The following is a 19,835-nucleotide window of genomic DNA, read 5'->3' as shown; positions in this document are numbered from 1 at the left end:
CCTTGGGCATACGGGAGGCCCCTCCGCGCGCATTACCCTTTCTTCTTGCCCATCCGACCAACTCCAGGAACGCGGAGATCCATGACCGGCCCTGACGATGTCCTGCTTGTCCACGGCGGTACCCCGCTTGAGGGCGAGATCCGTGTCCGCGGCGCGAAGAACCTCGTGCCCAAGGCCATGGTCGCCGCGCTCCTCGGCAGCGGCCCCAGCCGGCTGCGCAACGTTCCCGACATCCGCGACGTGCGCGTCGTGCGCGGGCTGCTGCAGCTGCACGGCGTCACGGTCCGCCCCGGTGACGAGCCCGGCGAGCTGATCATGGACCCGTCCCGGGTGGAGAGCGCCAACGTCGCCGACATCGACGCGCACGCCGGTTCCTCCCGGATCCCGATCCTCTTCTGCGGCCCGCTGCTGCACCGGCTGGGCCACGCGTTCATCCCGGGCCTGGGCGGCTGCGACATCGGCGGCCGGCCGATCGACTTCCACTTCGAGGTGCTGCGGCAGTTCGGCGCGGTCATCGAGAAACGCGCCGACGGCCAGTACCTGGAGGCCCCGCAGCGGCTGCGCGGCACCAAGATCCGGCTGCCCTACCCCTCGGTGGGCGCGACCGAGCAGGTGCTGCTGACCGCCGTCCTGGCCGAGGGCGTCACCGAGCTGTCCAACGCGGCCGTCGAGCCGGAGATCGAGGACCTCATCTGCGTACTGCAGAAGATGGGCGCGATCATCTCCATGGACACCGACCGCACCATCCGCATCACGGGTGTCGACTCCCTCGACGGGTACACCCACCACGCCCTCTCCGACCGCCTGGAGGCGGCCTCCTGGGCGTCGGCGGCACTGGCCACCAAGGGCAACATCTATGTGCGCGGCGCCCAGCAGCGCTCGATGATGACCTTCCTCAACACCTACCGCAAGGTCGGCGGCGCCTTCGCGATCGACGACGAGGGCATCCGCTTCTGGCACCCGGGCGGCGAGCTCAACGCCATCGCGCTGGAGACCGACGTCCACCCCGGCTTCCAGACCGACTGGCAGCAGCCGCTGGTCGTCGCCCTGACCCAGGCCTCGGGCCTGTCGATCGTGCACGAGACGGTCTACGAGTCCCGGCTCGGCTTCACCTCCGCGCTCAACCAGATGGGCGCGCACATCCAGCTCTACCGCGAGTGCCTGGGCGGCTCCGCCTGCCGCTTCGGCCAGCGCAACTTCCTGCACTCGGCGGTCGTCTCCGGCCCGACCAAGCTGCAGGGCGCCGACCTGGTCATCCCCGACCTGCGCGGCGGCTTCTCCTACCTGATCGCCGCCCTCGCGGCCCAGGGCACCTCGCACGTCCACGGCATCGACCTGATCAACCGCGGCTACGAGAACTTCATGGAGAAGCTCAGGGATCTGGGCGCGAACGTGGAGCTCCCCGGCGGCGCCGGCGTCTGATTCGGCGGGCGGCGCGGCTCCCCGCCGCGCGTGCAAGCGCCTGTACGGGCCACCCAAGGCCCCGTACAGGCGCTTTCGCGTGTCCGGGGTGCCCCGGGTGCCCCGGACGCGCGTACGGCCTTCCTGCGGACACCAAAAGGGCGGCCACCCCGTGCGGGGGTGGCCGCCCTTCTTGGGCTCGGGGGCTTACTTGCCCTTGGCCGCTTCCTTCAGCTTCGAACCCGCGGAGACCTTGACGCTGTAGCCGGCGGGGATCTGGATCGGGTCGCCCGTCTGCGGGTTGCGGGCGGTACGAGCGGCACGGTGGGTGCGCTCGAAGGTCAGGAAGCCGGGGATGGTCACCTTCTCGTCGCCCTTGGCGACGATCTCACCGACGGTCTCGGCGAAAGCGGCCAGAACGGCGTCGGCGTCCTTGCGGGTCACCTCGGCGCGGTCGGCCAGGGCGGCCACCAGCTCACTGCGGTTCATGTTGTACTCCCGTGTTCTTCTTGCCAATGAGGCGTGAGATCGAAGCCGATGCTGCCAGGGCCCTCGGACAGTCCCCGGACCCGGGTCCGCCCACCTGATCCCTCGCGCCCTGGGGGTCCCCCCTGGACGGAGTCCTCGGGGGAGCATCCTGCCCCCACCAGTGGCGGGAAAGCCAATCCGGCGCCCTTGAGAGTCACACGGAAAGCGGCAGAGCCTCGGATACGGCCGCATTTGGGCGGCCTGGTTGCTGCCCGTCACCTTAGAGGCAGGCCAGGGGCGTTGCGACAAGCGACGCGCCGTCGTCAGACGGCCGTGGCACCCGTCACAGCCGCTCCGGCGGCCTTCGCGGCCTCCCGGACGGCACCGGCGACCGCCCCGGCGACCTTCTCGTTGAAGACGCTGGGGACGATGTAGTTCGCGTTGAGCTCCTCGTCGCTGACGACGTCCGCCAGGGCCGTGGCCGCGGCCAGCATCATCTCCGTGTTCACGGTGTGCGACTGGGCGTCGAGCAGGCCGCGGAAGACACCCGGGAAGACCAGCACGTTGTTGATCTGGTTGGGGAAGTCCGAGCGGCCGGTGGCGACCACGGCGGCGGTCCGGCGGGCGACGGCCGGGTCCACCTCGGGGTCGGGGTTGGCGAGCGCGAAGACGATCGCGCCCTCGGCCATGGCGGCCACGTCCGCGCCGTCGAGGACGTTGGGGGCGGAGACGCCGATGAAGACGTCCGCGCCGCGCACGGCCTCCTTCAGGGTGCCGGTGATGCCCTCGGGGTTGGTGTTGTCGGCGATCCAGCGGAGCGCGGAGCCGGGGTCGGCGGCCACCAGGTCCTCGCGGCCGGCGTGCACCACGCCGTGGATGTCGGCGACCACCGCGTGCTTGACGCCGGCGGCGAGCAGCAGCTTGAGGATGGCCGTACCGGCCGCGCCCGCACCGGACATGACGACCCGTACGTCGCCGATGGACTTCTCCACCACGCGCAGCGCGTTGGTGAGCGCGGCGAGCACGACGATGGCGGTGCCGTGCTGGTCGTCGTGGAAGACGGGGATGTCGAGGGCCTCGCGCAGCCGGGCCTCGATCTCGAAGCAGCGGGGCGCGGAGATGTCCTCCAGGTTGATGCCCGCGAAGCCGGGGGCGATGGCCTTGACGATCTCGACGATGGCGTCGCTGTCCTGGGTGTCCAGGCAGATCGGCCAGGCGTCGATGCCGGCGAAGCGCTTGAAGAGGGCGGCCTTGCCCTCCATCACGGGCAGGGCGGCCTTGGGGCCGATATTGCCCAGGCCCAGCACGGCGGAGCCGTCGGTGACCACGGCCACCGAGTTGCGTTTGATGGTCAGCCGGCGGGCGTCCTCGGGGTTCTCGGCGATCGCCATGCACACCCGGGCCACGCCGGGGGTGTAGACCATGGACAGGTCGTCGCGGTTGCGGATGGGGTGCTTGGACGCCATCTCGATCTTGCCGCCGAGGTGCATGAGGAAGGTGCGGTCGGAGACCTTGCCGACGCTCACGCCCTCGATGCCGCGCAGCTTCTCGACGATCTCGTCGGCGTGGGCGGTGGAGGTCGCGGCGACGGTGACGTCGATGCGCAGCTTCTCGTGGCCCGAGGCGGTGACGTCCAGGCCGGTCACCGAGCCGCCGGAGGACTCCACGGCGGTGGTGAGCTGGCTGACCGCGGTCCCGCTCGCGGGTACCTCCAGTCGTACCGTCATCGAGTACGAGACGCTTGGCGCCGTTGCCATGCCGACTTCCTCTGCTTTCCCGGATGCACTTGGTGTGCCGCGATGCTCCCACCTACCGGCCGGTAGACGGTAACCAGGCCCAGATTACGGAAGCGGGATTCCAGAATGCGGGAGGGGGGAACGGCGACGGGCGCCCCTCTCCGGGGAGAGGGGCGCCCGTCGTCTCGCGGCTTGGTGACACCGACCCGCCATGCTCGCCTCGCGGCAAGTGGTCGCTCGAAGCGACGAAGGTTGGGCCCGGGGGCTTGGATCGAGCCGGTGCCGTACCCAGGCTAACAAACCCTCCCGGGCCGGCATTCCGGAGACCGCCGTTTCGGAGACCGGCGTTCAGGAGACGGGAGTTGCCCCCGGCGGGTCACCGGCAGGCCACCAGCAGATCACCAGCGGGCCACCGGCCGCCGCCGTCAGTCGCGCAGGAGGTCCGGGACCCCCGCCGCGTCCGGGTCGTCGCGCTCGCCCGCCAGGACCGTCAGCCGCTGCGTGGCCCGGGTGAGGGCCACGTACAGCACCCGCAGGCCCGCCGGGGACTCGTCCGCGATCTCCGCCGGGGTGACCACGACCGTCGCGTCGTACTCCAGGCCCTTGGCCTCCAGGCTGCCCAGGGCCACGACCCGCTCGCCGAGCCCCGCCAGCCACTGCCGGGCCTCGGCCCGGCGGGCCATGGGCACGACCACGCCCACGGTGCCGTCCACCTCGTCCAGCAGGTGCCGCGCCTCGGCCCGTACGGCCCGCGCGAGCCCGCCCCCGACGACGCGGAAGCGCGGCCGGATTCCCGTGGAGCGCACGGCCGCCGGGGACTCGCTGCCCGGCATCGCCAGCGCCAGCACCTTCGCCGCGAGCTCCGCGATCTCCGCGGGGTTGCGGTAGTTGACGGTGAGTCGGAAGCGGCGGCGCGGGCGGGTGCCGAGCGCCTCGTCGCGGGCGGCGGCCGCCTCGTCCGGGTCGGACCAGGAGGACTGCGCCGGGTCGCCGACGACCGTCCACGTCGCGTGCCGGCCGCGGCGGCCGATCATCCGCCACTGCATGGGCGTGAGGTCCTGCGCCTCGTCGACGATGACGTGCGCGTAGTCGCGGCGCTCCTGGGCGATCCGCTCGGCGCGCTCGCGGCGCGACTCGGCGCGCTGCGGCATCAGCTCCTCCAGCCCGCTGAGCGCCTCCAGCGGGTCGAGCTCGCGCGGCGCCCTGGGCCGGGCCGGAGTGCCCAGCAGCGTCTCCAGCTCGTCGAGCAGCGCGACGTCGTGCACCGACAGCGGGCCCCGGCCGGCCGCGTCCAGCCGGGCCAGCGAGCGGGCCAGCAGCCGGACCTCGCGCGGGTTGAGCACCCGGCGCGACCAGCGGCCCAGCCGGCGCTCGTCGGCGAGGGCGGCGAGCACCCGGCGCGGGGTGAGCTCGGGCCACCACGCGTCGAGGAAGGCGAGGAAGTCGTCCTCGGTGGTGATGTCCTCGTCGAAGGCCCGCCGGGCCTCCGCCGCGAGCTCCGGGTCGCTCCAGCGGCGCGGGCCGCCGGCCTTGGCCCACAGCGCGTCCAGGATCAGCCGGCGGGCGCGCGGGCGCAGCAGGTTGACCGGCGCGGTGCCGCCGAGGGCGGTGGTACGGATCCGGGCCAGCTCCTGCGCGTCGAGCTCGACGCGCGCGCCGAAGGCGACGACGCGCAGCCGGTCCGGCACGGACCGTGCGGCCGGCGGCTCGTCCTCGCCGAGCGCGAGCTGCCCGGCGGGCCGGCCGGTGGCGGGCCGGGCGAGGTCCAGGGCGCCCCGGACCGCCTTGCGCAGCACCTTGAGCATGCGCGAGGAGCCCTTGATCCGGGCGACGGCGGGCTCGTCGTAGGTGTCCGCCTCGGCCCCGTCCACCAGCGAGCCGACCGCGCGGATCGCGACCTGGCCCTCCTCGCCCAGCGAGGGCAGCACGCCCTCGGTGTAGGCGACGAGCAGGGGCGTCGGGGAGACCACGAGGATGCCGCCCGCGTAGCGCCGGCGGTCCTGGTAGAGGAGGTAGGCGGCGCGGTGCAGGGCGACGGCGGTCTTGCCGGTGCCGGGCCCGCCCTCGACCTCGGTCACGGAGGCGGCGGGGGCGCGGATGACGAGGTCCTGCTCGGCCTGGATGGAGGAGACGATGTCGCGCATCGTGTGGCTGCGGGCCTGCCCGAGCGCGGCCATCAGCGCGCCGTCGCCGACGACCGGCAGTGTCTCGCCGGCCAGGGTCGTGGTCAGCTCCGGGCGCAGCAGGTCGTCCTCGACGCCGAGGACCTTGCGGCCCTTGGAGCGGATGACGCGGCGGCGCACGACCCGGCCGGGGGCGACGGGGGTCGCGCGGTAGAAGGGCGCGGCGGCCGGGGCCCGCCAGTCGATCACCAGTGGCGCGTAGTCGGCGTCGAGGACGCCGAGGCGGCCGATGTGCAGGGTCTCGGCGATCTCGGCGCGGCCGTCGCGGACGGCGTCGTCGGCGGGCTCGACGGAGGTGTACGCGCCGTCGGGCCCCTTCTTGCCGTCCTTGCCCCGGAGCAGGTCGATCCGGCCGAAGAGGAAGTCCTCGAACTCGCTGTTGAGCCGGTTGAGGTGCACGCCGGCGCGGAAGACCTGGGCGTCCCGTTCGGCGAGCGCGCCCGGGGTGCCGACCTGGCCGCGCTTGGCGGCGTCGTCCATGAGGAACTCGGCCTCGTGGATCTTCTCCTCCAGGCGCCGGTAGACCCGGTCCAGATGCTGTTGTTCGGTAACGGTCTCACGGTCGCGGACCCCGTCGGGTCCCTTCGCCGGTCCGGTCACCACCTGTGCGTCAGTGGCGTTCTGCGCGGCCACCCAAGCCCCCTTCTGCTGTGCCTAGGGCGGCCAGCAACCGTACGCGAACAGAGGTACTGAGCGCACCTGTCAGGACATGACCGCTTTCTGTGATTTTCCCCCGGCCGGTGCGGGGCGGGCGTCAGCGGGAGCCGTCCAGCGCGCGCCGCCGGTGGCGGGCCACCCGCTCGCGGTTGCCGCACACCTCGCTGGAGCACCAGCGGCGCCGCCGGCCGCGCGAGGTGTCGAGGTAGACCAGGGAGCAGGTCTCGCCCTCGCAGCGGCGCAGCGCTCCGCGCGCGGCCGGGTCGGTGAGCAGTTCCACGGCGTCGCGGGCGATCTGTCCGAGGAGCGCGGCGCAGTCCGGGGGCCCGGCCAGGGTGCGCACCAGCCGGCCGTCGGTGGTCCGTACGGCCCGCAGGGCGAGGGGGGAGCTCGCGGCGAGGGCGTTGACGCGCTCCAGGTCGGAGTCGGCGGCCCGGCCCTCGACCTCGGCGTGCACGACGCGGTGCAGCAGGTCGCGGGCCGCGCGGAAGCGGCCGAGCCAGCCGGTGTCGACGGCGCCGAGCGGGGTCCCGTGGGGGACGAGCCCGGAGCCGAGCAGCCAGGAGCGCAGCCGCTCGGGGGAGTCGAGGCGCTCGACGGGTTCCTCGCTGAGCCGCCCGCCGACCGTGGCCACGAGGTCCAGGCACAGCCGTCCGGCGTCGAACCGCAGGTCGTAGGAGGCCGTCGCCGCCATGAGCCCGTCACCCTTTTCCTGATCCTTGTGTTCCTGCTTCCGGTGCCGTGCCGGTACGGCCTGCGGCTCCCCGAACTCGCCCCGCGCGTCGGCACGTTGGCCGGGCGGTCCGCGGCCGGACGCACTCCCCACAGAGTGCCGCGCCGCGCGCGCCGCGCAAACCCCCGCCGCACGGACGGGGGGTTCAGCTCGGCCGTTTGCGGGCGGCGCGCTTGCGCAGCAGGAAGGCGGCGGCCGCGGCGAGGGCGGCGGTCGCCGTGCCGGCGCCGGCGATCAGGGCCGTGCTGCCGGGTTCCGGCGCGGCGGTACGGGGGGCGCCGTCGACGAGGAGGTGGGTGACCTTGCGGACGCGGCCGTGGTGGCTGACGACGGTGACGGGGTAGCGGCCGGGCCGGAGGTCCTCGCGGATGCGGGCGGGGCCCAGGTAGCGGGGGTCGTCGCCGTCCCCGGCCTTGCTGTCGTCGCGGCGCAGCGCGACGGGGCGGACGAAGGCCGGGGAGGTGGCGGTCAGCCGGCCGTCCTCGCCGGGGTCGGGGTCCTCGTCGCGCCAGAGCACGCCCACGGCGCCGCCGGCCCGGACGCGGTGTCCGTCGGTGCGGGCCCGGTCCGGGCGCGGGGTGCCGGAGGCGTCGAAGAAGGCGGGGCCGCTGGCGTGGCCGACGTAGTCGTCGTCGCCGGGCCGGGCCGCGCGGACGGTCACCTGCTTCTCCGCGACCACCCGGCCGTCCGCCCCGGCCAGGCGGACCGGGTAGGTGCCGTCCGGGGCGTCCTGCGGGACGTCGACCGCGGCGGAGAACAGCCGGGGGTTGTGCCAGTCGGCGCCCCCGGGGTCGTGCGCGAGGCGCACCGGCCTGCCGAACGCGGGGGACCGCACGGTGAAGGACGTGCCGCTCTCGCCCGGGTACAGGTCGTCGTACGCCAGCCACAGCCGCTCCCCCGGCCGCAGCGTCCCGCCCGGCGTCCCGGCCCGGAACTCGGGCGGCCGCGCGGGGACCACCTCCACGTTCTCCTCGGCGACGACCCGGCCGGCGGCGCGCACGGCGAGGGGGTAGGTGCCGGGCCGTACGGTCGTGGCGAGGGCGGGGCGCGCGTGGTGGCCGTGCCCCTCGCGGGAGTCGCGGGAGTCGTGGCGGGAGAGGTCGTAGCGGGCGAGGGGGACGGGGCGGGGGAAGACCGGCGAGGTGACGGTCACGTCCTTCTCGTCCGGCAGGCCCCGCACGTCGATGTCGAGGAGTCCGCCGGGGCGGTTGTCGAAGGCGCTGTTGAGCAGCAGTTGCACCCCGCCCCGGCCCTCGCCTCCCGGCGGGGCCGTGGCGGCCCACGCCGGGGCCGGCCACAGCAGTGCCGCGACGGCGGCGGCCGCCGCCGCTCGGTTCCGGTTCACTGCCGGCACCCCCTTGTCCCTGGTCCGGGAACGCTCACCCTGCAAGAGGGTTCCGGCGGCGATCGGGTTGCCCCGGCGGGCCGGTTCAGGCTGTCGGGGTGAGCACCAAGGCCGTGTTCTCCATGGGCAGTTCGACGAGCCGTGCCACGTGCAGGCCGGAGCGTGCGGCCAGGTCGTGGTAGGTGTCCAGGGTGCGCTGGGTGCCGCCGTTGAGGACGAGCAGGTGCAGGTCCCACAGCGGGGCGAGCAGCCCGTCCCGGTCGTCGCGCACGACCCGTTCGACGACCAGCAGCCGGGAGCCGGCGGCCATCGAGGAGCGGATGTTGCGCAGCACCTGGACGCACTCGGCGTCCGGCCAGTCGCCGAGCACCCGGGAGAGCAGATAGGTGTCGGCGCCCTCGGGGAGGCGGCCGGTGAACATGTCGCCGGCGACGAGGTCGACGCGGTCGGTGCCCACCGTCGCGGCGAGGTGCTCGCGGGCGATGGGGATGGTGTGCTCCAGGTCGAAGAGGGTGCCGCGGGCCTGGGGCGCGGCCCGCAGCACGGTGGACAGCAACTGGCCGCTGCCGCCGGCGATGTCGACGATGTGACTGCTGCCGGTGAAGTCGATCTCCTGGGGGACGGAGTCGAAGAAGAAGTTGCTGGCCTGCATGGCCCGTTGGAAGCGTCCGGCGGCCTTCGGGTCGTCCCGCAGATACGCGATGAGCGACTGCCCGTAGGCCGCCTCGAAGCCGGGCCTGCCCGTGCGGAAGGTCTGTGCGGCGTGCCCCCACGCCTGGTAGAACTCCTCGCCGTACAGCAGGCACACGTCCCGCAGTGATCCGGGCCGGTCGCGCAGCAGTTCGCCGGTGGCGGTGTTGCGGTAGCCGGTCTCCTCGGTGCCCTCGACGACACCGAGGAGGACCAGCACCCGCAGCAGCCTGCGGACGACCCCCGCGTCCGGCGCGTCCTTTCCGTCCGCGCCGCCGGCAGCGGCGGCGAGTGCCGCGCTGTCGGTGTGCCCGGCCGCGATCAGGTCGGGCAGGCCCAGCCTGGCGGCCGCGTAGACGGCCTGGGTGCGCCAGGCGGCGGTGATCAGGTCGACGGTGGCCCGTACGGCCCCGGCATCCATGTCGCCGTGCGTTTCCATGGCGTCCTCTTGTCCTCCTGGTGAACGGCGTCGGACGGCATCAGGTGGGGATCCAGTCCCGCTGGATGTGCGGTGTGGCGATGCCGAGCGACCGCATGTGTTCGATGGGGTTGGCGTACTCCCGGCTGGAGACGATCCGTCCGTCGCGGAGCGTGAAGCCGAGGACGAAGTGGTTGCGGTAGTGGCCGGGGGGATAGCCGGGGAAGCGGATCGTGCCGTGCCCGTCGCACTCGACCCAGACGGTGTCCGGGTCCTCGCAGTGGTCGATCCGCACGTTCTCCCACTGCCAGTCGGGCAGGACTTGAAGGGACAGTTCCCCGTGCCGTTTGAGGCTCTCCCGGCCCCGGACCACGATCGGCCGCCCGATGTCCGTGAAGTACAGGGACGTGGTGCCGTCCTCGGTGTAGAGGGTGTACCGCGTCAGCCGGGCCTCGGCCCCTGTCTCCAGGTACCGCTCCACGGCCAGCCGGTTGCGGGCCCTCAGGGAGGTGGGGTCGGTCATGTCTCACCGTCCGCGTGTTCGTGGGGGGTGGCGGCCGCTCAGGGCTGGAGCCTGGTGGCCTGCCAGCCGTGGCCGTCGCGGTCGTAGGCCAGCCGCTCGTGGAGCCGGTCCGTGCCGTTCGCCCAGAACTCGATGCTGTCGGGCTCCAGCCGGTACGCGGTGTACGCGGCGGGGCGCGGCAACGGCCGCTGCCCTTCGCCCAGTTGCCGGGCCCTCTCCCGCAGTTCGGCGACGTGGCCGAGGCCGTCGAGCGGTTCGCTCTGCCGGGAGGCGGTGCTCATGGCGTGGGTGAAGACCGGCCGGGCCGTCCACAGGGCCTCCGCCTCGGTGTCCGGCAGCCGGTGCACGGGGCCGGCGAGGGTGATCTGCCGGCTGGTCTCGCGCCAGTACAGCACTCCCGACGCCCAGGGGTTGGCGGCCAGTTCGCGGCCCTTGCGGCTGCCGGCGTGGGTGGTGAAGACCAGGCCGGTGCCGGTCACCGCGGTGAGGGCCACTGTGCGTGAGGAGCTGCGGCCGTCGGGGGTCGCGGTGGCCAGGGCCAGGGCGCGGGGTTCGCGCACGCCGTGGGCGACGGCGGAATCCAGCCAGGAGCGCAGCAGTCGCAGTGGGTCGGAGGGGGGCTGGAGGAACTCGGGGAAGGCGAGGTCGACGGTTCCGGTGAGGGTTTCCGAGCGGGTGGTGGTCACGCTGCCCTCCTGGGGGTGCCGACGTTCAGGGTGCCCTGGAGTGTGATCACGCCGTCGCCGCACAGGGCGACGGAGTGGGCCCGGTCGCCCTCGCCGTTGGCCTTGACGCGCATGGGCGAGGGGCGGCCGAGTTCGATGCCCTGGGTGATCTCGATGCGCTGTCCCCAGGGGGCGAGGCCGTGCCGGGCGAGGTGGATGGCGATGGGTCCGGCGGCGGAGCCGGTCGCGGCGTCCTCCACCACGCCGTAGGCGGGCGAGAACATGCGGTTGCGCCAGCGCAGCCCGGATCCGGCGAAGCAGTTGACGGCCATGTCGGGGAAGCGGGACAGGGCCCGGTGGTCGGGTTCGAGCTTGGAGAGCGCCTCGAAGCTCTCGATGCCGACCAGGACGTGCCGGGGGCCGTTGCGGTAGATCTCCACCGGGAGCGTGGACTCGTCCACGCCGAGGGCGGCGAGGAGTTCCGCGCTGCGGTCGAAGGGCTCCCACACGGGCACCGGCTGGCACATCTTGGCGCCGGTCACCTTGCCGTCGGTGTACTCCATCACGAAGGGGACGGTGCCCTGGGCCGTCTCCATGCGGACGGCGTCCATGCCGGTGCGCGCTCCGATGGCGACGGCGGTGCCCAGCAGCGGGTGCCCCGCGAAGGGCAGTTCGTTGACCGGGGTGAAGATGCGGACATGGAAGTCGCCGTCCTGCTCGGGCCGCAGGACGAAGGTGGTCTCCGAGAGGTTCATCTCCCACGCGATGCCCTGCATGAGCTCCGGGGTGAGATCGTCGCAGTCGAAGAAGACAGCCACGGGGTTGCCCATCAGCGGCTCGGGCGCGAACGCGTCGACGACGACGTAGGGATACATCTGTGCCCCCTGCAGTGGTGAAGGACGAGAAAGTGTCGCCGGGCTGCCGGCCCGGTCAGGTGGGTATTCCGGCGCGCTTGATCCCGGGCACCGGAATGCCGAGGGCACGCAGCTGCTCGAAGGGGTTCATGAATTCGCGCTGGCGCTTGATCTTTCCGTCGACGAGCTCGAAGGAGTGCAGGAAGTGGTTCTCGTAATAGCCCTCGGGGTAGCCCTCGAAGAGAATCTTCCCGTGGCCGTCGCACTCGACCCAGAAGAAGCCCGGGTCCTGGGTCTCGAAGATCTGGATGTTGTACCACTCCCAGTCCGGGAAGCACTTGAGGGACCAGACGGCGTGCTCGCCGAGGCGGTCCCGGCCGTGGGTGGCGATGGGGGCGCCGGTGTCGTTGGTCCACAGGCCGCCGACGCCGTCCTCGGTGAACAGCTCGTGCCGGCGCAGCCGGTCCGCTCCCCTGGTGTTCATGTACCGCTCGACGACGGCCCGGTGGACTCGGCGCAGTTCCGCCTCGTCGGTGAATCCCTGCGACGGTGTGGTGTCGGACATGACTCTCCTCCTGACGTGCGTCGGGGTGGGGTCCCGGAACGGACGGTGGAGTCCGTAATTCCCTGGCGGACCCTCATGAGTGTCCCCCGGCCGATCAGCCAGGGCAATGTTTTCTGACATACTGCGGGCAGACAATTGGGGTTCTTTGCCGGGCAGTTGCCGAAGGAAGTCCGGGAAATACGGGAACGGCGCCGCGTATTGCCGCCGCGGCCCGGCGGTAATACGGGCGCCGGGCCGTCAGGCGGCCGCGGGAACGGGCGCGGCGGTCCGCGCCGTCCTGAAGTGCTCCTTGAGCGAGAAACCGGGGGCGGCGGCCTGCTCCGGACCGAGCGGCAGGCCGCGGGAGAGGAGCTGCCGGGCGGCCATGTGGTCGCCGGGCCGGTCGACCGATTCCACGGCGACGAGGCGGCCGCGGTGGAAGAGCAGCACGGAGAAGGCGTCGGGTTCCGCTTCGAGGACCACCGAGGTGTCGTGCTCGTGGGCGGCTCCGGCGATCTGGAGGGAGGCCGTGAACTGGTCGCTCCAGAACCAGGGCAGGTCGTCGTACGCGCGCGGGCTGCCGGTGAGCCGGTCGGCGACCAGGCGGGCGTGGCCGGCCGCGTTCTGCACGGATTCCAGCCGGACGCGCCGGCCGGTGCGGGCGTCGGGGTGGGCCGCGCAGTCGCCGACGGCGGAGATCGCGGGGTCGGCGGTCAGCAGGCGCTCGTCGGTGACGACGCCGCCGCACCGCTCGTCCGTCAACAGCCCTGCGGCTTCGGCGAGTTCGGTGCGCGGCGCGGCGCCGACGCCCACGAGGACGAGGTCCGCCGGCAGGACGCGGCCGTCGGCCGTCCCGACCGCCCGCACCCGGCCGTCGCCGTCCCCGTGGAAGCCGGCGACGCCCTGTCCGAGGAGCAGCGCGGTGCCGTGCGCGGTGTGCAGGTCCTGGAAGAAGGAGCCCGTTCCCGGGCCTCGACGGCGGTCACCGGGTAGCGTGCGCGTCCAGCTCGATCGCGACAGCAGGGCCGGTGATCCGCTCGATGGCCTGGCGCTCTTGAAGCTCTCTCCTCCCGGTGGGGAAGGAGATTCCCTTCTGGATCGCTCCGAAGGGTTTGACGGCGCTTATGTCCGTCCGACGACGATACCTTCCGACCGCCGGGCAGGTCAGTGACCCGCCGGGTTCCGCCAACTTGGTTGTTGTTGGCGGGTGTTCCGACAATATCAGAGAGCTGCGGCGCTGCGCACCGCAGGGGCAGAGGATGCGCTTCGCCTCCCCCGCGAGCGAGGGAGCATTGCGCAAGGTCCGGGTAGAACCCGGCCGGGCGCAGCCACAGTTGGCTCTCGTCGGCCTTCCCGGCCAGGTAGGCCTTGGACAGCGGCGGGCGCTCGTAGGGGAGGGTGTCCTCCTCGCCGACGAGCACGACGCGCCCGGTATAGCCGCGCTCGCGCAGGGAGGCGGCGGTCTGGTGGCCGGCCTGGCCCGTGCCGATGACGACGACGGTGCCCGGGGAGGTGGCGGCGGCGGTCACTGCTGCCTCTCGGGGAGGTGGACGATCAGGCCGTCGAGTTCCTCGGTGACCTTCAGCTGGCAGCTCAGCCGGCTGTTGGGGCGGCGCGGGCAGGCGGTGAAGTCGAGCATCTCGTCCTCATTGGCGCGCATCGCGGCCGGCTTGTCGCGGGTCTCCTCGTCGACGTACACGTGGCAGGTGGCGCACTGGGCGTTGCCGCCGCACTGGGCGACGATGCCGTCGACGTCGTTCGAGACGGCGCCGCGCATGACGCTGGTGCCGAGGGGGACGTCGAGGGTCCGCGCGGAGTCGTCGGGCGCGACATAGGTGATTTTGGGCATGGTGGAACTCCTGAGGGCGTCGACCGGGTGGGTTCACCGGTGCGCGCGTGTCGGGGTGGAGAGTTCGGCAGACGGAACAGGACGGTAGCGCCCCGGAAGACACGGTCGGGGAAACGGGCGAGGAATGGGTCATCTCGCCCGTAGCGCCTTCGCGGCACGGCCGTCGGACACGCGACGCCCTCGGCCAGTGGGTCGGCAACGGCCCGGACGCTAGCAGACCTCCGGACGGTCCGTCACCCCCGGGCGGGCGGATCCGGCAGCCGGTGTGTCATGAAGGGCCTGCTCAGGGTGAACTCGCGGAATTTCACGGCGGCTTCGGACAGGTAGGCGTCGCGGTGCCGCACGAGGGTCAGGTCGCGGTGGCAGTCCGGTGCGTCGATGTGCACCCAGGCGATCCCGGCGGACGGGCCGATGCGGCGGGACATCGCGGGGACCAGCCCGATGCCCAGGCCCGCGCCGATCATGTCGCCGCTGGCGCCGGGCTCGTCGCTCTCGCAGGACACCAGCGGCGCGAGCCCGTGGGCGGCGAACAGCCGCTCCAGCAGGGCCCGTGGCCAGGTGCCGGGCCGGGTGGTGACGTACGGCTCGTCGGCGGTCTCGGGGACCGTCACGCACTCCCGGCGCGCGAGGCGGCGCCCGGCCGGCACCGCGAGCAGCACCTCCTCGCGGACGAGCTCCACGGCCTCCAGGCCCGGCCCCGTCAACGGCTGTGACGCGATGCAGAAGTCGACCTCCCCGGCCCGCAGCCGGCGCTCCATCTCCGGCGCGTCCGCCTGGAACAGGCGCACGTCGGCGTCGGGGTACGCGGCGCGGAAGCTGCCCAGCAGCCGGGTGACCGTCAGCAGCGTCTCGGCGGCTATGGCGACCCGGCCCAGGCCCCGGTCACGGGCGTCGAGCAACGCCCGCCGCCCGTCGTCGAGTTCGCTCAGCGCGCGCTCCACGTGGCGCAGGAACACCGCCCCGTAGCGGTTGAGCCGGATACGCCGGCCCTGCCGGTCGAAGAGCGGCGTGCCCAGCTCGGCCTCCAGGCGCGCGACGGTCCGGCTGACCGAGGGCTGGGCGACCATCAGCTCCTCGGCGGCCCGGCTGATGTGCTCGAAGCGGGCCACGACCTGGAAGTAACGCAGTTGCAGCAGATCCATGGTCACCGCACCTTATGCCTCCCCCGCCATCACCACATGACAAACCCGGTCTTGGATCCGGCGGCCACCGCCCGCTTACCGTCAACTCGGGGCTACCGTCCAGGAAGCGGGCATTCCTCCCGCCGCCTGCGTACGCGAGGCGGTGGCCCCCCATCCGGCGCCCGCATCCGCGCGCACCACGCCCCCCACACTCGACAGCGAGGAAGGCCGAACCATGGGCGCTTCGGACCTGGCCCGACTCCAGTTCGCGGCCACGACCGGGATCCACTGGCTGTTCGTGATCCTCACCATGGGGCTCATCCCCCTCGTGGCGATCATGCACACCCGTGCCGCGCTCACCCGCGATCCCGGCACGAGGGCCGTCTGGGAGCGGATGACCCGCTTCTGGGGACAGCTCTACCTCATCAACTACGCGGTCGGCATCGTCACCGGACTCGTCATGGAGTTCCAGTTCGGGCTGAGCTGGAGCGGACTGAGCAGGTTCGCGGGCAATGTCTTCGGGGCGCCCCTGGCCCTGGAGACCCTGATCGCGTTCTTCGCGGAGTCCACCTTCCTCGGCATGTGGATCTTCGGCTGGGGCCGGCTGCCCAGGGCCCTGCACGTGGCCCTGATCTGGCTGGTGGGCCTGACCGCCTACATCTCCGCGTACTGGATCCTCATCGCCAACGGCTTCATGCAGAACCCCGTCGGCTACGAAATGCGCGGCGGCGAGGCCCGGTTGAGCGACTTCTGGGCACTGGCGACCAACCCCAGCGCGCTGCTCGCCCTCGCCCACATCACGCTCGCGGCCCTGCTGACCGGCGGTGTCTTCGTCGCCGGCATCAGCGCCTGGCACTTCGCCCGGCGCACCGCGGACGTGCGGGTCTTCCGCAACTCCCTGCGCCTGGGCCTGCTGTTCGCCGCGCCCGCGGGCTGGTTCGTCGTCACCGTCGGCAACCTCCAGTGGCCGCTGCTGGGCAGGACACAGCCGATGAAGCTGGCCGCCCTGGAGGGCGCCGGCACCGAGGGACTCCAGGCGATGTTCACCAAGCAGCACGGCGCCGGGAACTACACCCCCTCGCACGACTGGCTGCGCGGCTCCATGGACGTCATGGTGAACATCGCCAACCCGCTGTCCATCGTCCTGATCGTCGCCTTCGTGCTGCTGTGGAAGGACTGGCTGGTGCGCTTCCGGCCCGTCGCCTACCTGATGACGGCGCTCATCCCCTTCCCGTTCATCGCCTCCGTCGGCGGCTGGGTCTTCCGCGAGACGGGCCGCTGGCCCTGGGTCGTCTACGGCAAGCTCACCGTGGAGGAGGCCCTGTCGAAGGTGAGCAGCACCTCGCTGGCCGTCTCCTGCGCGGTCTTCATCGCGCTCTTCGTCGCGCTGGCGGTCACCAACTGGACGCTCATCGCCCGCTTCGCGCGGCGCGGCCCGGACGGCGCCCACCTCGGGGCCGTCGAGCCGCTGCCCGAGCACCTGCCTCAGGGCGCGCCCGGGAGCGGCTCCCAGGGCCGGGAGGACAAGGAAGCCGTCCCGTCCTTCTGACGGCCGCCGGGCCCCCACCTCTCACCCCTCACCCCTCACCACCCGAACCGCCCCTATGTCCCGGGGAGCTGACCACAGATGACGACTCTGGAATCCGTGTGGCTGGCCGTTCTCGGCCTGCTGCTCGCCGGGTACTTCGTGCTCGGCGGCTACGACTACGGCGTGCAGATGCTGCACCACCGCCTCGGCCGCGAGGAGAGCGGACGGCGGGCCGCGATCTCCGCGATGGGACCGTTCTTCCTCGGCAACGAGGTCTGGCTGGTCGCCTTCACCGGGGTGCTCTTCGGGGCCTTCCCGCACCTGGAGGGCAGCCTCCTGTCCGGCCTGTACCCGCTGATCGTCGCGATCCTGGTGGGCCTGGTCGTGGGCAACACCGCGGTGCAGCTGCGCGGCCGCGCCCGCGGGGAGCGCTCCCGCCGGGTGTGGGACATGCTGACCGTCGTCGGCGGCGGGCTCCCGGCCCTGTGCTGGGGCCTGGTCCTCGGCCTGCTGCTGCACGGAGTGCCGCGCCGCGCCGACGGCACCTTCCATGTGGGGCCCGCCGAGGTCTTCGCCCCGTTCACGCTGCTGTGCGGGGTGGGCGCCGCGCTGCTGTTCGCCGCGCACGGCGCCGCGTTCCTCGCCCTGCGCTCCGAGGGCGGCCTCGCCGAGCGGGCCCGCGCGGCGGCGCTCCGCCTGCTGGGCGCGTTCGCGGTCGCGGGGCTGCTCGCGGTCCTGCTGTCCGTGGCCGGCGCCGGCGCCTCGGTCACCAACCCGGTGGCCGCCGCGGCCGTCACCGCGGTGCTCGCGCTCGCCCTCGCCGCCGCCTGGCGCTCGCTGGCCGCGGGGCGCGCCGGGCGGGCCTTCGCCGCCACCTGCCTGGCGGCCGCGCTGCCGGTGCTCCTGGTCGGCGCGGGCCACTACCCGTACCTCCTGGCCTCCTCCGCCGGACACGGACTGACGGTCTCCCGGTCGGCCGCCGACGGCGCCACCCTGAAGCTGCTGCTCGCCTTCGGCGTCGTCCTGATCCCGCTGATCCTGCTCTACCAGGCGTGGAGCTGGTGGATGTTCCGGGGCCGTACGGGCCGGCGCCACCCGGCCTACTTCTGACAGCGGCCGCCAGGCACCGCACCGGAGGGAAAAAGGGGGAAGCGGCATGAAACCCGTCGAACGCCGACTGCTGCGCGAACTGCCCGTCCTGCGGCGGCACATGGCCGCCTCCACGGGACTGTCACTGCTGACCGCCGCCGTCACCGTCGCCCAGGCCGTCCTGCTGGCGGGCGTACTCGCCGAGGGCTTCGCCCGGCACACCGTGCCGGGCGGCCGGCTCGCCGCCCTCGCCGCCGTACTCGCGGCCCGCGCCCTGCTCGCCTGGGCGCGCACCGCCCTCGCGCAGCGTGCCGCCGCCGACGCCAAACAGCTCCTGCGCGAACGCGTCACCGGCGCGCTCCGGCGCGTCGGCCCCGTACGGCTCGCCGCCCGGCGGCACGGCGAGACCGCCACCCTGCTCACGCGCGGCCTCGACGCCCTCGACCCGTACGTGACCGGCTACCTGCCGACCCTGGCGGCCATGACCGTCGTGCCGCTCGCCGTCGTCGCGTACCTCGCGGCCACCGACCTCGCCTCCGCCGTCGTCATCCTCGTCACCCTGCCGCTGATCCCCCTCTTCGGCGCGCTCGTCGGCACCCACACCGCCCGGCGCACCGCCCGGCAGTGGCGGCTGCTGTCCCGGCTCGGCGGCCACTTCCTCGACGTCGTCGCCGGACTGCCGACCCTGCGGGCCTTCGGGCGCGAACGGCACCAGACCCGGGTCGTCGCCGCCATGGCCGACGCCCACCGGCGGGCCACCCTGCGCACCCTGCGCGTGGCCTTCCTGTCCTCGCTCGTCCTGGAGACGGTCGCCACGCTCTCCGTCGCGCTGGTGGCCGTCCCCGTCGGACTGCGGCTGCTGCGCGGCGAGTTGGACCTGAACACGGCCCTGGTCGTCCTGTTCCTCGCACCCGAGGCGTATCTGCCGCTGCGCGCGGCCGGCGCGGCCTTCCACGACAGCGCCGAGGGCGTCGCCGTGGCCGAACGGGCCTTCGCGCTCCTCGACGAGGACACCCCCGCCCGGTCCGCCGGACAGCTCCCCGCCCCCGACCCGCGCACCTCCCCCCTGCGGCTGGAGAACGTCACCGTCCGCTACCCGGGCCGCGCCGCCCCCGCGCTGGACCGGGTGACGCTGACCGTACGGCCCGGCGAGCACGTGGCGCTGACCGGCCCGAGCGGCGCCGGCAAGTCCACCCTGCTCGCGGCGCTCCTCGGCTTCGTCACCCCCTCCTCGGGACGTGTCCTCGTCGGCGGCACCGACCTCGCCGAGGCCGACCCGGCGGACTGGCGCGCGCACGTGGCCTGGGTGCCGCAGCGCCCGCACCTGTTCGCGGCCACCGTCGCCGACAACATCCGCCTCGGCCGGCCCGACGCGAGCGACGCGGAGGTACGGGCCGCGGCCCGCGCCGCCGCGGCGGAGGAGTTCATCGACGAACTCCCCGACGGCTACGCCACTTTGCTCGGCGAGCGGGGGGCCGGGCTCTCCGCCGGCCAGCGCCAGCGCATCGCCCTCGCACGCGCCTTCCTGCGCGACGCCCCGGTACTGCTCCTGGACGAACCCACCTCCCACCTCGACCCGCACAGCGAGGCCGAGGTCACCCGCGCCACCGCCCGCCTCATGCGGGGCCGCACCACGATCGTCGTCGCCCACCGCTTCGCACTGCTGCCGCACGTGGACCGGATCGTGACGGTGGAGACGGGCGGCCTGCGGGACGCGACACCGGAAGCCCGGCCGGACGCGCCGGTACCCGCAACCGCGCGGAGCCCACGATGACGCCCCGGAGGGACGGGACCCACGCGCCCGAACTCCATTGTTCCGACGCCGAGTCGGCGACACCGGCCGCCTCCCGGCACGCACGCCCGGCGCGACGGCCGGTGAGCACCGCGCCCCGCCCCGGCACCCCGGACGCCACCCACGCGGCGCGCCCCGGACGAGGGCTCCCCCACGCCGCTTCACCCCAGGCCCCCGCCGCACCGCCCGTACCGACGTCGGACGCCCCCGCCCCGCGGAGCCCGCGACGACAGGCCCGA

At 73.3% G+C, this 19,835-nt stretch carries 17 protein-coding genes and 1 pseudogene; 4 read left to right on the top strand and 14 right to left on the bottom strand.

Annotated features, from left to right (window positions below; all coding sequences use genetic code 11):
• Positions 1–81: 81 nt before the first annotated feature.
• Positions 82–1,422: a UDP-N-acetylglucosamine 1-carboxyvinyltransferase gene (gene murA, locus ACFP1Z_RS21390; RefSeq protein ID WP_390318395.1), complete on the top strand. Its 1,341-nt coding sequence runs from the start codon at positions 82–84 to the stop codon at positions 1,420–1,422.
• Positions 1,423–1,608: 186 nt separating this feature from the next.
• Here murA and ACFP1Z_RS21385 read toward each other — a convergent pair whose 3' ends face one another.
• The 14 genes and pseudogenes from ACFP1Z_RS21385 to ACFP1Z_RS21320 all read right to left on the bottom strand — a co-directional run bounded on the left by ACFP1Z_RS21385 (position 1,609) and on the right by ACFP1Z_RS21320 (position 15,208).
• On the bottom strand, positions 1,609–1,890 hold the full coding sequence (locus tag ACFP1Z_RS21385) for an HU family DNA-binding protein (protein WP_007382399.1): 282 nt from the start codon (positions 1,888–1,890) through the stop codon (positions 1,609–1,611).
• Positions 1,891–2,192: 302 nt separating this feature from the next.
• A complete protein-coding gene (locus tag ACFP1Z_RS21380) occupies positions 2,193–3,626 on the bottom strand; it encodes an NAD-dependent malic enzyme (RefSeq protein ID WP_390318393.1) in 1,434 nt (477 codons plus the stop codon).
• Between the two features lie 404 nt (positions 3,627–4,030).
• Positions 4,031–6,421: a HelD family protein gene (locus ACFP1Z_RS21375; RefSeq protein WP_390318391.1), complete on the bottom strand. Its 2,391-nt coding sequence runs from the start codon at positions 6,419–6,421 to the stop codon at positions 4,031–4,033.
• 121 nt (positions 6,422–6,542) lie between these two features.
• Entirely contained in the window at positions 6,543–7,139 is a 597-nt protein-coding gene (locus ACFP1Z_RS21370; protein ID WP_390318389.1) for a CGNR zinc finger domain-containing protein, read from the bottom strand.
• A gap of 184 nt (positions 7,140–7,323) precedes the next feature.
• Positions 7,324–8,523 carry a hypothetical protein gene (locus ACFP1Z_RS21365; protein ID WP_390318388.1) on the bottom strand — a complete coding sequence of 400 codons (1,200 nt, stop codon included), beginning with the start codon at positions 8,521–8,523 and terminating at the stop codon, positions 7,324–7,326.
• 85 nt (positions 8,524–8,608) lie between these two features.
• On the bottom strand, positions 8,609–9,652 hold the full coding sequence (locus ACFP1Z_RS21360) for a methyltransferase (protein ID WP_390318386.1): 1,044 nt from the start codon (positions 9,650–9,652) through the stop codon (positions 8,609–8,611).
• A gap of 40 nt (positions 9,653–9,692) precedes the next feature.
• Positions 9,693–10,154 carry a PhzA/PhzB family protein gene (locus ACFP1Z_RS21355; RefSeq protein ID WP_390318385.1) on the bottom strand — a complete coding sequence of 154 codons (462 nt, stop codon included), beginning with the start codon at positions 10,152–10,154 and terminating at the stop codon, positions 9,693–9,695.
• A 38-nt stretch (positions 10,155–10,192) separates the two neighbouring features.
• Positions 10,193–10,840: a phenazine biosynthesis FMN-dependent oxidase PhzG gene (gene phzG / locus ACFP1Z_RS21350; protein WP_390318383.1), complete on the bottom strand. Its 648-nt coding sequence runs from the start codon at positions 10,838–10,840 to the stop codon at positions 10,193–10,195.
• Complete coding sequence (locus tag ACFP1Z_RS21345) at positions 10,837–11,694, bottom strand: PhzF family phenazine biosynthesis isomerase (protein WP_390318381.1); 858 nt, start codon at positions 11,692–11,694, stop codon at positions 10,837–10,839. Before ACFP1Z_RS21345 ends, phzG begins: the two co-directional genes overlap by 4 nt.
• Positions 11,695–11,749: 55 nt before the next feature.
• Positions 11,750–12,238, bottom strand: coding sequence for a PhzA/PhzB family protein (locus tag ACFP1Z_RS21340; protein WP_390318379.1), 489 nt, complete (start codon positions 12,236–12,238; stop codon positions 11,750–11,752).
• A gap of 237 nt (positions 12,239–12,475) precedes the next feature.
• Positions 12,476–13,237, bottom strand: coding sequence for an NAD(P)/FAD-dependent oxidoreductase (locus tag ACFP1Z_RS21335; RefSeq protein ID WP_390318577.1), 762 nt, complete (start codon positions 13,235–13,237; stop codon positions 12,476–12,478).
• 323 nt (positions 13,238–13,560) lie between these two features.
• Positions 13,561–13,746: pseudogene (locus tag ACFP1Z_RS21330) on the bottom strand (FAD-dependent oxidoreductase); the annotation flags it as partial.
• The gene (locus ACFP1Z_RS21325) at positions 13,743–14,066 is read right to left on the bottom strand and encodes a 2Fe-2S iron-sulfur cluster-binding protein (RefSeq protein WP_390318378.1); all 324 of its coding nucleotides are present in this window, start codon (positions 14,064–14,066) and stop codon (positions 13,743–13,745) included. The pseudogene ACFP1Z_RS21330 and the gene ACFP1Z_RS21325, both read right to left, overlap by 4 nt.
• A 233-nt stretch (positions 14,067–14,299) precedes the next feature.
• Complete coding sequence (locus tag ACFP1Z_RS21320; RefSeq protein ID WP_390318377.1) at positions 14,300–15,208, bottom strand: LysR family transcriptional regulator; 909 nt, start codon at positions 15,206–15,208, stop codon at positions 14,300–14,302.
• Between the two features lie 214 nt (positions 15,209–15,422).
• Here ACFP1Z_RS21320 and ACFP1Z_RS21315 point away from each other — a divergent pair, with 214 nt between their 5' ends.
• The 3 genes from ACFP1Z_RS21315 (at position 15,423) to cydD (ending at position 19,578) form a co-directional block, all read left to right on the top strand.
• The gene (locus ACFP1Z_RS21315; protein WP_390318376.1) at positions 15,423–16,736 is read left to right on the top strand and encodes a cytochrome ubiquinol oxidase subunit I; all 1,314 of its coding nucleotides are present in this window, start codon (positions 15,423–15,425) and stop codon (positions 16,734–16,736) included.
• A 78-nt stretch (positions 16,737–16,814) separates the two neighbouring features.
• A complete protein-coding gene (cydB, locus tag ACFP1Z_RS21310) occupies positions 16,815–17,825 on the top strand; it encodes a cytochrome d ubiquinol oxidase subunit II (RefSeq protein WP_390318375.1) in 1,011 nt (336 codons plus the stop codon).
• Positions 17,826–17,871: 46 nt separating this feature from the next.
• Positions 17,872–19,578, top strand: a complete 1,707-nt coding sequence (gene cydD / locus ACFP1Z_RS21305) for a thiol reductant ABC exporter subunit CydD (RefSeq protein ID WP_390318374.1) — start codon at positions 17,872–17,874, stop codon at positions 19,576–19,578.
• Positions 19,579–19,835: the final 257 nt, after the last annotated feature.

The organism is Streptomyces gamaensis (assembly GCF_042656465.1).
GTDB classification, from domain to species: Bacteria; Actinomycetota; Actinomycetes; order Streptomycetales; family Streptomycetaceae; genus Streptomyces; species Streptomyces gamaensis.
This window is presented reverse-complemented; position numbering and strand designations above follow the sequence as displayed.

Excerpts from the sequence above, each read along its gene's own strand:
- murA (WP_390318395.1), top strand. The coding sequence starts at position 82 with ATGACCGGCCCTGACGATGTCCTGCTTGTCCACGGCGGTACCCCGCTT.
- ACFP1Z_RS21385 (WP_007382399.1), bottom strand. The coding sequence starts at position 1,890 with ATGAACCGCAGTGAGCTGGTGGCCGCCCTGGCCGACCGCGCCGAGGTG.
- ACFP1Z_RS21380 (WP_390318393.1), bottom strand. The coding sequence starts at position 3,626 with ATGGCAACGGCGCCAAGCGTCTCGTACTCGATGACGGTACGACTGGAG.
- ACFP1Z_RS21370 (WP_390318389.1), bottom strand. The coding sequence starts at position 7,139 with ATGGCGGCGACGGCCTCCTACGACCTGCGGTTCGACGCCGGACGGCTG.
- ACFP1Z_RS21360 (WP_390318386.1), bottom strand. The coding sequence starts at position 9,652 with ATGGAAACGCACGGCGACATGGATGCCGGGGCCGTACGGGCCACCGTC.
- ACFP1Z_RS21355 (WP_390318385.1), bottom strand. The coding sequence starts at position 10,154 with ATGACCGACCCCACCTCCCTGAGGGCCCGCAACCGGCTGGCCGTGGAG.
- ACFP1Z_RS21345 (WP_390318381.1), bottom strand. The coding sequence starts at position 11,694 with ATGTATCCCTACGTCGTCGTCGACGCGTTCGCGCCCGAGCCGCTGATG.
- ACFP1Z_RS21340 (WP_390318379.1), bottom strand. The coding sequence starts at position 12,238 with ATGTCCGACACCACACCGTCGCAGGGATTCACCGACGAGGCGGAACTG.
- ACFP1Z_RS21325 (WP_390318378.1), bottom strand. The coding sequence starts at position 14,066 with ATGCCCAAAATCACCTATGTCGCGCCCGACGACTCCGCGCGGACCCTC.
- ACFP1Z_RS21320 (WP_390318377.1), bottom strand. The coding sequence starts at position 15,208 with ATGGATCTGCTGCAACTGCGTTACTTCCAGGTCGTGGCCCGCTTCGAG.
- ACFP1Z_RS21315 (WP_390318376.1), top strand. The coding sequence starts at position 15,423 with ATGGGCGCTTCGGACCTGGCCCGACTCCAGTTCGCGGCCACGACCGGG.
- cydB (WP_390318375.1), top strand. The coding sequence starts at position 16,815 with ATGACGACTCTGGAATCCGTGTGGCTGGCCGTTCTCGGCCTGCTGCTC.
- cydD (WP_390318374.1), top strand. The coding sequence starts at position 17,872 with ATGAAACCCGTCGAACGCCGACTGCTGCGCGAACTGCCCGTCCTGCGG.